Below are 12,234 nucleotides of genomic sequence, written 5' to 3' on the forward strand. Positions count from 1 at the left end.
TAGCCGGTGAGGTCAGCGGCCGGAAGCGTCGAGCAGGGCCAGGGCCTCGGTGAGGCGGGCGTGGACCCAGGTGTGATGGTCGGCTCCGCCGAGGTTTCGGTACGGGATCTCCACGGCCATGATCAAGGTCAGGTACAGGTTGTACAGGCGGCGGCGGACGCGCTCCGGGTGGGTCAGGGGCGGGTGGCCGTACCCCTTGATGAAGGATCGTGAATCGCCGAAGGCGGGCTGCTCCGTGCCGGTGAAACCGGCCTCGATCAGCGGATCGCCCCAGAAGGCCCGCTCGTGGTCGATGATCGCGACGATCCGGCCGTCGCGGACCATCGCGTTGTTGTCCCACAGGTCCCACTCGACGAACCGCGGCTCGGTCACCTCGTCGAGGCAACCGGCGTTGTCGCTGATCAGTGTGCGGATCTCGAGGTAGGGGCGGCCGAGGCTCACCGCACGGCGTTCGCCGTCGGACAGGACGCTCTCGATCATGGTGGTGAAGGCGGCCCGCCAGGTCGGGAGGCCGGGACCGGTCAGCGGGCCGAAAGCGGGGCCCCGGATCGTGTTGAGCCGGGCCGTCGCCGCGCCGAGCGCCTCCTGGAAGGCGTCACGATCGGCCGGGGTCAGGCTGTCACGGATCATGCCGAGGTTGTCGGCGTCGATGTACGGCATGACAAACCAGTCGGCGTCACACAGCGTGCGGCTCGTGTCGGCGTGGTCCACGGCCGGGACCGGGACGTCGGTGTGCTCACGGATCAGGCGCAACGCCGCCAGCTCGGTGGCCATCGCGCCGCGCTCGTACGTCATCACCTCGACGTGCGGCGGAGGTGCGATCTTCAGAACGACCTCGGCGGCGGAGCGCAGGCGGATCCGGTACGCCACGTTGAACCACCCGTGGCCCAGCTCCGTCCACCAGCCGGCGTCGCCGTCGGGAACCTGATCGGGGCCGTACGCCTGCGCGATCATCGCCCGCAGGGTGCCCGGAGTCTGCCTGTTCTTCGTCAGGCTCTCCATCAGGGCGCGATGCGCGGGGGACGATTCTCGTACGGGGTGGACAGCACCACCGTGGTCCGGGTGGTGACGTTCGCCGCCGTCCGGATGTCCTGGAGGAGCCGTTCCAGGTCGGCGGGGCTCTTCACCCGTACCAGAAGCATGTAGAAGTCCTCGCCGGCCACCGAATAGCAGGAGTCGATCTCGGCGAGGTGCGCCAGACGGTCCGGGGCGTCATCGGGCTGGGACGGGTCGAACGGCCGGATCGCCACGAACGCGGTCAACGGCAGGTCCAGGGCTTCGAACGAGACCTTGGCGGTCCAGCCGTTGATGACACCGCGCTGCTCGAGCCGGCGGACACGCTGGTGCACGGCGGAGACGCTGAGGCCCACACGCTCGGCCAGGTCGGTATACGACAACCGGCCGTCCACGGTCAGGGCCGACACGATCGCCCGGTCGATCTCTTCCACGGCGTCACCCTACTGGCCGTGGCGGCCGGTTCCGCCATCGACCGGGCGATCGTCGCTCCCGCGGCGCGCCGGCGGTTCGCTCTCGGGGGTGGTCCGGCCGGCGCCCGCTTCAGCCGGGTCGGTCAGCTGCCGGTCATGGACCTCGCGATGACCAGGCGCTGGATCTGGTTGGTGCCCTCGACGATCTGGAGCACCTTCGCCTCCCGGAACCAGCGCTCCACCGGGTGGTCGGAGACATAACCGGCACCGCCGAGCACCTGGACCGCGTCGGTGGTGACCTTCATGGCCATGTCGGTGGCGAACAGTTTCGCCTTGGCCGCCTCGATGGAGAACGGGCGGCCGGCATCCTTGAGGCGGGCCGCCGACAGCAGCAGCGCGCGGGCCGCGGACACCTGGGTGGCCATGTCGGCGAGCATGAACCCGATGCCCTGGAACGACGCGATCGGCTTGCCGAACTGCTCGCGCTCCTTGGCATAGGCGGTCGCGTAGTCGACGGCGGCCTGGGCGAGACCGACCGCGCAGGCGGCGATGCCGAGCCGGCCGGCGTCCAGGGCGCGCATCGCGATGGTGAACCCCTGGTTCTCCTCGCCGACGAGACGCTCCCGGGGGATGCGGGCGTTCTCGAGAACGATCTGGGCGGGCGCCGACGAGCGCAGGCCCATCAGCTTCTCCGTCGCCTGCGGCATCAGGCCGGGCGTGTCGGCGTCGGCGAGCAGGCACGAGATGCCGCGCGGGCCGGGACCGCCGGTGCGGCAGAAGATGTTGTAGAAGTCGGCACGGCCGGCGTGCGTGATCCACGCCTTGGTGCCGGTGACCAGGAAGTCGTCACCGTCGGCCACGGCACGGGTGGTCAGGCCGGCGGCGTCACTGCCGCCCTGCGGCTCGGACAGGGCATACGCCCCGAGCAGCTCCCCGCCGACCATCTCCGGCAGCATCGCCTGCTGCTTCCCGGTGCCGAACTCGGCGACCGGGAAACACGACAGGGTGTGCACGCTGACCGCCTCGGCGATGCCCAGCCACGTCCCGGCCAGGATCTCCAGGACCTGCACATACACCTCGTACGGCTGGGCGGCCCCGCCGACGGCCTCCGGGTAGGGCAGCCCGAGCAGCCCGGACCTGCCGAGAGTGCGCAGGACCTCGCGGGGGAACTCGCCGCGCGCCTCGAAGTCGTCGACCTTGCCGGCCAGCTCGCGGGTGGCGAGGTCGGTGGTGAGGTCGAGCAGGTCGTGCGCTTCAGGGGTGGGAAGCAGTCGATCCACGGTCATGTCAGCAGCTTAACGCTCGTTAACCGGATGGGGTAACCAAGCCGGTCTCGTACGCCAGCACCACCGCCTGCGCCCGGTCCCGCAGGTCGAGTTTCGAGAAGATCCGGGCCACGTGAGTCTTCACGGTCGCCTCGCTCAACGTCAACGACCCGGCCAACTCGGTGTTCGACAGGCCACGGCCGAGCAGGGCCAGCACCTCCAGCTCCCGCGGGGTCAGGGCGGCGAGGTCACGGTGCACGGCCGGTGCCGGGCCGACGCCGGCGAACCGCTCCACCAACCGGCGGGTGATCGACGGCGCGAGCAGGGCGTCACCGGTGCCGACCAGGCGGACGGCGGCTGCCAGGTGGTCGGCGGTCACGTCCTTGAGCAGGAATCCGCTGGCCCCGGCGGCGAGCGCCGCGTAGACATACCGGTCCAGATCGAACGTGGTCAGCATGAGGACGCGGCACGCCGGGGCCCGGGACAGGATGCGTTTCGTGGCCTCGATGCCGTCCACGCCCGGCATCCGGACGTCCATCAGGATCACGTCGGGCCGCAGGCGGCGCTCCGCCTCGACCGCGGCGGCGCCGTCGCCGGCCTCCCCCACCACGTTGATGCCCCGAGCGGTGAGAATCAGCCGGAACCCGGTCCTGATCAGCTCCTGATCGTCAACGATCAGCACGCGCGGTTCCGGTGCCGCGTGGGGCGAGGAGACCGCGCGGGGCGACGGCACCGCGCGGGGCGACGGCACCCCGGGAGGCGGGGAGACCGCGGGAGGCTCGGCAACGGCGCCGGGGTCGGTCATGACGCGTCCAGGGGCAGGCGGGCACGGACCCGGTAACCGCCGCCGAGCCGGCGACGGGCGTCGAGATCGCCGCCGTAGACGGCCACCCGCTCGCGCAGCCCGGCCAGGCCGCGGCCCGCGCCGTCGCCGTTGCCGGGGGCCGCACGTGGGGCCGGGTCGCCGGTCAGCACGCTCGGGCCGCCGGTCAGCACCTCCACGCGCAGGGCGCGATCGGCATACCGGATGGTCACCTCGGCCCTGCCGCCGGATCCGTGTTTGAGAGCGTTGGTCAGCGCCTCCTGCACGATGCGGTAGGCCGTGACGTCGATGCCGGTCGGCAACGGCTGTGGCTCGCCGGAGACGCGCACCTCCACGGGCAGGCCGGCGAACGCGATCCGGTCGACGAGCGGGCTCAGTCTGGCCAGCGTCGGCTGGGGCGCCAGGTCCGTGTGATCGCCGGGCTCCTCCCCGGCCGGGTCGGGCGCCAGCAGGCCGAGCAGATGCCGCAGCTCCGTCATGGTGTCGCGCCCGGCGCGCTCCACCGCGGCGAGCGCCGCCCCCGCCTCGGCCGGCATCGTGGCCAGCACCTCCCGCGCCGCGGCCGCCTGCACGATCATGACGCTGACGTTGTGGCTGACGATGTCGTGCAGCTCGCGGGCGATCCGCGCACGCTCCTCACCGACGGCGGCCCGCGCAGCGGTCTCCCGCTCGCGCTCCAGCAGCCAGCCTCGCTCGCCCATCGCGTGCTCGTGACGCGACCTCGCCCGGCGCAGCGCGACGGCCAGCGCCACGGCGACCGAACCGGCCACCGCGAGCGCCACCGCAAGCATCGACGTTCCCACGCCGACCACCTTGGCACGCCCGCGCACCGGGCCGCATCAACCCGTGGTCCGGCCTCGTACATCCCCGGGATGAGACCACGGGCTGATTGCATCCGGCGGCCGATGTCATACCCCGGTATCGATCCGTAGCGTCCCCTGGCATGACGACAGAGACGGTGGTCCGGCTCGATGATGTACGCAAGGAATACGGCGAGACGGCCGCCCTCGACGGCGTCTCGCTGACGATCCGCCGGGGTGAGGCGGTCGCCGTGATGGGCCCGTCCGGTTGCGGCAAGTCCACCCTGCTCAACATGATCGCCGGCCTCGACCGGCCGACGTCCGGGGAGGTGACGGTGCACGGCGAGCGGCTCGACGCGATGAACGAGACGAGGCTGGCGCTGTTCCGCCGCCACCACCTCGGCATGATCTTCCAGTTCTTCAACCTGCTGGACGACCTGTCCGCGCTGGACAACGTGGCGCTGGCCGCCCAGCTGACCGGCTCGTCGGCGACCACCGCCCGCCGCCGGGCCCTGGAGCTCTTCGACGAGCTGGGCATCGCCGGCCGGCGTGACGTCTACCCGGCCGCGCTTTCCGGCGGCGAACGGCAGCGGGTCGCGGTGGCCCGCGCGCTGATGAACCGGCCGGCGCTGCTGCTGGCCGACGAGCCCACCGGCGCCCTCGACAGCCGGGCCGGCGAGCAGGTGATGGACCTGCTGATCGACCTCAACCAGATCGGGCAGACGCTGCTGATCGTCACCCACGACGAGCGGCTCGCGCACCGCTGCGCCAGCCGCCTCGTGGAGCTGGCCGACGGCCGGGTCGCCGCCGAGTCCGCCCTGGACCGGGTGTGAGCGCCGTGTGGGCGGCCGCGCGGGCCGCGATCCGCCGCCGCCGGCTGCAGACGTTCGTGATCGCGCTGGTCGCGCTGCTGTGCACGGCGACGGTGGTGGTCTCGCTGGCGCTGCTGGACGCGACGTCGGCGCCGTTCGACCGGGTGTTCGCTCAGCAGCGGGGCGCGCACGCGGTCGCCACCTACGATGCGGCGCGGGTGAGCGCGGAGCAGCTGGCCGCCGCGCGCACCGGCGCGACCGAGGTGGCCGGGCCGTTCGGGCAGACCGTCGTCGAGACGGAGGCGGCCGGGCCGATCGGTGCGATGCTGGGGCCGCTGACCGTCGTCGGCCGGGCCGATCCGGCCGGGGAGGTGGACCGGCTCGACGTCTGGCGGGGCCGGTGGCCGTCGGCGCCCGGTGAGATCACGCTGAACGCGCCACCGGATGACGAGGCGAGCTTCGCCCGGGGGCCGATGGCCCACCTGACGTCGCTGAGCGGGAACGGGACGGCCCTGACCGTCGTCGGCTGGGCGTACAGCGTGAGCCACTCCGCCGACGGGTGGGTGACGCCGGAGCAGATGACGGCGTGGCGACCGGCCGCGACTCAGGTGCTGTACCGGTTCGCCGGCGACGTGTCCACGCGGGACGCGGTGGGGCAGCGACTGACCGGGGTGACCACGGGGCTCCCCGGCGGGGCGCTGCTCGCCGCCGAGCCCTACCAGGTGGTCAAGGAGGAGGCGGCCGAGACCGCCGGCGTCTACCTGCCGTTCCTCGGCGCCTTCGGGGTGCTCGGGGTGCTGGTCGCGGTGATCATCGTGGGCAATGTGGTGAGCGGCGCGGTGGTCTCCGGCTTCCGGCACATCGGCGTGCTCAAGTCGCTCGGGTTCACCCCGCGCCAGGTGGTCGCCGTCTACCTGACCATGGTCACCGTCCCGGCGACGGCCGGCGCGATCCTCGGCACGGTGCTGGGCACTCTCGGCGCGGGGCCGCTGCTGGAAGACACGTTCCGTGGCCTCGGCTACGGGCAGGACACCGGCGTGCAGTCCTGGGTCTGGGCGGCCGGCCTGCTGGGTGTGCCGGCGCTGGTCCTGCTCGCCGCGCTGCTGCCCGCGTCACGGGCACGCCGCCTCTCGGCGGCCGAGGCGATCAGCGCGGGCAGCGCCCCACGACGCGGTCGCGCGCTGCGGGTGCAGAGGATCCTCGGGGGTACGCGACTGCCGCGCTCGATCAGCCTCGGGCTGGGCCTCCCGTTCGCCCGGCCGGGCCGGACCGCCCTGACCATGGCGTCGCTGCTGCTCGGCGTGACCACGGTGACGTTCGCGACCGGGCTGGCCGACACGCTGATCGCGACGTCCCGGCTGGACGCGGCGGCCGGCGGCGACGTCGGGGTCCGCCCGGCGCCGGACGGCATGGCGGGTGTGCGGACGACCCAGCGCGACGACAGGGAGATCGAGGCGCTGCTGCGGGGGCTGCCCGGCGTCGCGAAGGTGGGGGCGTCGGCGGGGCGCACCGTCCCGGTGGCCGGCCAGAGTTCACCGGTCCACGTCGACTTCATCCGGGGTGACGTCGCCGCGATGGGCTACGAGGCGCAGCTCCTGAAAGGCCGGTGGCTGGCCGGGCCGGACGAGGTGGTGGCGTCCGCCAAGCTGATCAACAAGCGCGGGCTGGCGGTCGGTGACTCGCTGATCCTGGAGCTGGAGGGTGTCCGGACGACCGTCACGATCGTCGGCGAGACCGTGCAGTCCCTGCCCGGGCCCGGTGACAGCCTGTTCGCCTCCTGGCGGGAGCTGCAGAGGGTGGACCCGTCCGACTTCTACTTCCAGGTCGAGCTGGCCGAGGGGGCGGACGTGCAGGCGTTCATGGAGTCGGCGCGGGCGGCCGATCCCGGCCTGACCCTGTGGGACAACACCGACGTCGGCGAGCTGACGGTGGTCGTCACCGGCATCTCGACGGTGCTGGCGCTGTTGCTGTCCACGGTGGCGGCGCTCGGGGTGCTCAACACGGTCGCGCTCAACGTCCAGGACCGCCGCCGGGATCTGGGCATGCTCAAGTCGATCGGGATGACCCCGCGCCAGGTGCTCGCCATGCTGGTCACGTCGATGGCGGCGCTCGGGGTGGCCGGCGGGCTGCTCGGTATCCCGTTCGGGATGGCGGCGCACCGGCTGGTGATCCCGCTGGCCGCCGACGCGGCGAAGGTGACCCTGCCCGACTACGTGCTGCGGGTGTGGGACCCGGCGACGCTGGCGCTGATGGTGCTCAGCGGGGTGTTGATCGCCATCCTCGGCGCGCTGTTGCCGGCCCGGTCCGCGGCCCAGCTGAGCATCGCCCGGGTCCTGCACAACGAGTAGCGGGCCGCGGCCCGCCTGAGCATCGGTTCGTCTACAGCGGACGGGCCGGGGCGGATGCTGGGGTTACCGCCCCGGTCCGCCGCTGCGGACCGGACGGCCCGGGGTCATGCCCGGGCCGTCCGCGTGCCGGGAGGGCGGAGGCGGCATCAGCACCAGGTCGGGCGCGAACGCGGCATGGAGCAGGCCGCGGCACCCGCCAGGTCACCGCCTCGAACCGCTGCCGGCTCGCCTGTCCCCGTGGATCAGGCGAGACGGGGTCAGACCACCTTCTGGATGGTCACGTCGTCGATGTCCTCACCGATCGGGCAGCCCGCCGAGGACGTGCCCGCCGAGGTCCTCCACCCGCCGTAGACGGTCCGCGAGATCGAGCCGGTGGTGATCTTGTAACAGACCACCTTGACGCGGAACGAGGAGCCGTTCGTCACGGTCGTGCACTTCGCCGTGCCGGTCCGGCCGGAGTAGTTGGTCGAGCAGCCGCCGAGCGCGGCCTGCGCGGTGCCGGGAGCGGCCAGGACCAGCCCGGCCGTCACCAGGCCACCGACGGCCAGGGCCTTGGCAGTACGACGAATGGTGTCCGCCATGTTGTTTCCTCCTTCTGATCGATCCGGTCGTGATCGATCACTGAGGCGAATCATGACGACACACGTTGATACATTCCCTATACATGAGGTTCACGGTGCTCGGTCCGGTCGGCGCGAGTGCCGACGGTCAGCTGGTCCCGATCACCCGGGCCCAACGCCGGGCCGTTCTCGCGTTTCTGCTGCTCAACGCCAACCGCACGGTGACGGTGACCGAGCTGATCGACGCACTGTGGGAGGCCGGTCCACCGGCCACCGCCCGTACCCAGGTGTTCGCCGCCGTCTCGGCGGTCCGGCGGGCTCTGCGGACGGCCGGCGCGGAGCCGGTGACGAGTGTGCACGGCGGTTACCGGCTGGACGCCGGCCCCGGGGAGCTCGACCTGCTGGCCTTCGACGAGGCGGTCACCGGGGCCCGGGAGCACGCCGGCCGCGGTGACCTCGATGCGGCGGTGCACCTCCTGCGGGACGGTCTCGCGCTGTGGACCGGCCCGGCTCTCGGCGGGGTCAGCGGCGCCTGGGTGGAACCGGCCCGGGTGGCGCTGGACGACCGCCGTCTCACCGCGCTGGAGCAGGTGTTCGCCTGGGAGCTGGATCGCGGCGGCCACGACGCGGTGCTGGCCGAGCTGACCGTCGCCGCGGCCGCCGCACCGCTGCGGGAACGGCTCGCCGGATGCCTGATGCTGGCGCTCTACCGGTCCGGGCGGCAGGCCGAGGCGCTGGCCGTCTACCGGCGGACGCACCGGCTGCTGGTCGACGAGATCGGTGTCGAGCCGGGACCCGAGCTGACCGCTCTGCACCAGGGCGTTCTCGGCAACGACGAGTCGCTGCGTGCGCCGGGCACCGTGCGGCCGGCCGCGCCGCAGCGGCGTTTCCTGCCCCGCGACATCCCCGATTTCACCGGCCGCGACGCCGAACTGGACCGGCTGGACGAGCTGACCGCCGACGCCGACCTGCTGGTGCTGGGTGCGGTCGGCGTGGGTGGCATCGGCAAGACGGCGCTGGCCGTGCACTGGGCGCACCGGGCCGCGCACCGCTTCCCGGACGGTCAGCTCTACCTCAACCTGCGGGGGTACGAGGAACGCGCCCCGCTGCGCCCGGCCGAGGCGCTGAGCACGCTGCTCGGCGCGCTCGGGGTGGCACCGCAGCGGGTGCCCTCCGACGTCGACAGCGCGTCCGCCCTGTTGCGGGACACGCTGGCCGGGCAGCGGGTGCTCCTGCTGCTCGACAACGCCCGCTCCGCCGAGCAGGTGCGGCCCCTGCTGCCCGGATCCTCCCCCGCTCTCGTGCTGGTGACCAGCCGGGACGCGCTCGGCGGCCTGATCGCCCGGGACGGCGCACGGCGGCTGGAGGTGGACCTGCTGCCGTACGCCGACGCTCTCGATCTGATCACCCGGATCCTCGGCGCGGACCGGGTGGCCGCCGAGCCGGAGGCCGCCGCCGACCTGGTCGCCGTCTGCGGGCGGCTGCCGCTCGCCCTGCGGATCGCGGCGGCGCATCTGACCGTCCGGCCCGGTGACGGCATCGCCGGATACGTGGCCCGGACCCGCCTGGATTCGCTGGCGATCGACGGCGACCCGGCGAGCAACCTGTGGGCCGTCTTCGACCAGTCCTACCGCAGCCTGACCGCCGCTGAACAGCGCGCCCTGCGGCTGCTCGGCACCGCACCGGGCGCGGACCTCGCCGTCCCGGCGGCGGCCGCGCTGACCGGCCACGACGCCGGTGCGGCGGAGGCGATCCTGCGGGCGCTCGCCGACGCCAGCCTGCTCGTCGAACACCGGGCCGGACGGTTCACCATGCACGACTTGACCAGGGAGTACGCCGCCGGGCGGGCGGATGCCGCGGAACGGGCCGCCGCACTGCAACGGCTGGCCGCCTGGCTGGTCGGCACGGTCGAGTCGGCGGTGGCGGTGCTGCACCCCGGGTACGTGCAGGCGCCGGGCTCCGGGGCACCGCACGGGTTCGACGATCCCGGGGCGGCCCGGGAGTGGTTCGCCGCCGAACTGGGGAACATCATCGCCGTCATCGAGGCCGGTACCGCGCTCGGCTGCCCGGACGCCGTGTGGCGGCTGGCCTTCGCCTGCCGGTTCCACTTCAACGGCCGGCTCGACGGGCCGACCGCCCTGAGCCTGGGCCGGGCCGCGGTGGAGGCCGCCGACCGGACCGGTGACGTCCGGGCTCAGGCGGCCGCGGCGCTGGTGATGGCCCGTGCGTACACCACCGACGCCCACGACGACCGGTGCCGGGCACACGCCCGGCGTTGTCTCGAGCTGGCCGGCGACTCCGGCTGGCACGACATCGAGGCGGACGCGCACAACACGCTGAGCGTGCATCACATGTTCGCCGGCGATCTGCGTCTCGCCGCCGATCATGCGCGGCTCGCCTTCGATCATTCGATGGCCTGCGGTGTCGTACCGCCGCAGTTTCTCGGCAAGGTCGGCCTGATCATGCTGCTGATGGGCCGGCTCGCCGAGGCCGCCGACTGCTTCGAGCAGACCCTCGCCCATCAGCCGCCCGGCTTCGGGCGGGCGGTCACCCTGCTCAACCTGGCCGAGACACGCCGCCTCCAGGGCCGGGACGGCGAGGCGGGCGGCCACCTGGACGAGGCGGTCGGGCACCTGACCGCCGAGGGCAACACCCACCTCGTCGCGCTGGTCCGCGCCGACCAGGCGGTCCTGGTCCACCGGCAGGGCCGTCACCAGGAGGCCTGGCGGATGCTCGAGGACTCCCGCACCGCGCTGGCCGGGCGGATCGACATGCTCAACGGCTGGCAGCTGACCCAGCGGCACGCCGAGCTGCTGATCGCGTCCGGCCGGGCCGCCGAGGCGGTCGAGCGGCTACGGCCCGCGATCGAGCAGGTCAGCGCGATGGTGGGTCTCCAGCAGCCGGCCACGCAGCTGCTGGTCGTGCTGGCCGGGGCCTATCTGGGCGACGATCCGCGGCAGGCGGCCGAGGTGGCCGCCGAGGCCGTGGAGTCCGCCCGCAAAGGGCAGTTCCTGCTGCTGGAGGGGCAGGCGCTGACCATCCTGGCCCAGGCGCTGCGCCGGCTCGGCCGGGACGCGGAGGCGCGGGAGGCGGCGGAGGAGGCGCTGGGCGTCCACGAGCAGACCGGCCATCAGCCGGGCCGGGACGGGACCGCCGCACTGCTGGGCGAACTGGATGGGCAGACCGGCAGGCCCCGTACCGCCCGCACGCCGTAATCGGACACTAGGGTGAACCCGTGAGCCGACCACTGCTGGCCGTTGACGCCCCCAGTCTCTACTTCCGCGCGTTCCACGGGATCCCGGAGAAAGCGGCGCAGACCGGGGCCGGCGAGCCGGTCAACGCCATCCGGGGCTTCCTCGACATGCTGGCCCAGCTGATCCGGACGCGACGTCCGGACCGGCTGGTCTGCGCACTGGACGCGGACTGGCGGCCGGCGTGGCGGGTGGAGCTGGTGCCGTCGTACAAGAAGCACCGGGTCGCCCACGGTGAGGTGGAGGAGGTCCCCGCCTCCCTGGAGAAGCAGGTGCCGATCCTGCTGGAGACGCTGGCGGCGATCGGGATCCCGGCCTTCGGCGTCAAGGGCTACGAGGCCGACGACGTCCTCGGGACGCTCGCCGTGGGCCAGCCGGCGCCGGTCGAGGTGGTGTCCGGCGACCGGGACCTGTTCCAGCTGGTCGACGACGCCCGTGGGACACGGCTGCTGTATTGCGGGCGGGGCGTGGCGAAGCTGGAGGACGCCGACGAGGCGCTGGTGCTCGCCAAGTACGGGGTGGCGGCCCGCTGGTACGCGGACTTCGCGGCGATGCGCGGCGACCCCAGCGACGGTCTGCCGGGGGTCGCCGGGGTCGGGGAGAAGACGGCGGCACGGCTGATCGAGCGGTACGGCGGGGTCGAGCAGATCGTGGCCGCCCTCGACGACCCGGACGCCGGGTTCGCGCCGGGCGTCCGCACGAAACTGGACGCCTCTCGCGACTACCTGGCCCGGGCGCTGCCGGTGTGCAAGGTCGCCACCGACGTGCCGCTGCCCGACTTCGACCCGGTGCTGCCGTCCGCCCCCCGCGACCCGGACGCCCTGCTGGCCCTCGCCGAACGATGGAACCTCGCCGGCTCCGCCCGGCGGCTGGTGGACGCGTTCGCGGGGTAGGAAGGTTGCCGTCCGGGTGCGGGCGGAGACGTGCGCTCAGGTCGGGGACGAAGCC

Annotated in this window: 10 protein-coding genes; 4 read left to right on the forward strand and 6 right to left on the reverse strand. The window is 73.2% G+C overall.

The features are described from left to right. Positions 1–12: 12 nt before the first annotated feature. The 5 genes from BC793_RS41015 to BC793_RS41035 form a co-directional block, all read right to left on the reverse strand. Positions 13–1,002, reverse strand: coding sequence for a phosphotransferase family protein (locus BC793_RS41015; RefSeq protein WP_109602017.1), 990 nt, complete (start codon positions 1,000–1,002; stop codon positions 13–15). Beyond that, positions 1,002–1,448: an Lrp/AsnC family transcriptional regulator gene (locus BC793_RS41020; RefSeq protein ID WP_109602018.1), complete on the reverse strand. Its 447-nt coding sequence runs from the start codon at positions 1,446–1,448 to the stop codon at positions 1,002–1,004. The genes BC793_RS41015 and BC793_RS41020 overlap by 1 nt, the downstream gene beginning before the upstream one ends. Positions 1,449–1,570: 122 nt before the next feature. Continuing rightward, positions 1,571–2,713, reverse strand: a complete 1,143-nt coding sequence (locus BC793_RS41025; RefSeq protein ID WP_109602019.1) for an acyl-CoA dehydrogenase family protein — start codon at positions 2,711–2,713, stop codon at positions 1,571–1,573. A 19-nt stretch (positions 2,714–2,732) separates the two neighbouring features. Further along, entirely contained in the window at positions 2,733–3,374 is a 642-nt protein-coding gene (locus BC793_RS41030) for a response regulator (RefSeq protein WP_239170580.1), read from the reverse strand. Between the two features lie 119 nt (positions 3,375–3,493). Next, complete coding sequence (locus BC793_RS41035) at positions 3,494–4,306, reverse strand: sensor histidine kinase (RefSeq protein WP_109602052.1); 813 nt, start codon at positions 4,304–4,306, stop codon at positions 3,494–3,496. Between the two features lie 152 nt (positions 4,307–4,458). Here BC793_RS41035 and BC793_RS41040 point away from each other — a divergent pair, with 152 nt between their 5' ends. Together BC793_RS41040 and BC793_RS41045 are read left to right on the forward strand one after the other, a co-directional pair. Then, positions 4,459–5,148: an ABC transporter ATP-binding protein gene (locus BC793_RS41040; RefSeq protein WP_109602021.1), complete on the forward strand. Its 690-nt coding sequence runs from the start codon at positions 4,459–4,461 to the stop codon at positions 5,146–5,148. Then, a complete protein-coding gene (locus tag BC793_RS41045; RefSeq protein WP_239170581.1) occupies positions 5,145–7,475 on the forward strand; it encodes an ABC transporter permease in 2,331 nt (776 codons plus the stop codon). Before BC793_RS41040 ends, BC793_RS41045 begins: the two co-directional genes overlap by 4 nt. Before the next feature lie 257 nt (positions 7,476–7,732). Here BC793_RS41045 and BC793_RS41050 read toward each other — a convergent pair whose 3' ends face one another. Next, entirely contained in the window at positions 7,733–8,056 is a 324-nt protein-coding gene (locus tag BC793_RS41050) for a hypothetical protein (RefSeq protein WP_109602022.1), read from the reverse strand. A gap of 83 nt (positions 8,057–8,139) precedes the next feature. Here BC793_RS41050 and BC793_RS41055 point away from each other — a divergent pair, with 83 nt between their 5' ends. Next, positions 8,140–11,250: an AfsR/SARP family transcriptional regulator gene (locus BC793_RS41055; protein WP_109602023.1), complete on the forward strand. Its 3,111-nt coding sequence runs from the start codon at positions 8,140–8,142 to the stop codon at positions 11,248–11,250. Between the two features lie 20 nt (positions 11,251–11,270). Continuing rightward, complete coding sequence (locus tag BC793_RS41060; RefSeq protein WP_109602024.1) at positions 11,271–12,179, forward strand: 5'-3' exonuclease; 909 nt, start codon at positions 11,271–11,273, stop codon at positions 12,177–12,179. Positions 12,180–12,234 lie beyond the last annotated feature (55 nt).

Origin of the sequence: Actinoplanes xinjiangensis (assembly GCF_003148685.1) — a bacterium.
In the GTDB taxonomy this organism is placed as follows: Bacteria; Actinomycetota; Actinomycetes; order Mycobacteriales; family Micromonosporaceae; genus Actinoplanes; species Actinoplanes xinjiangensis.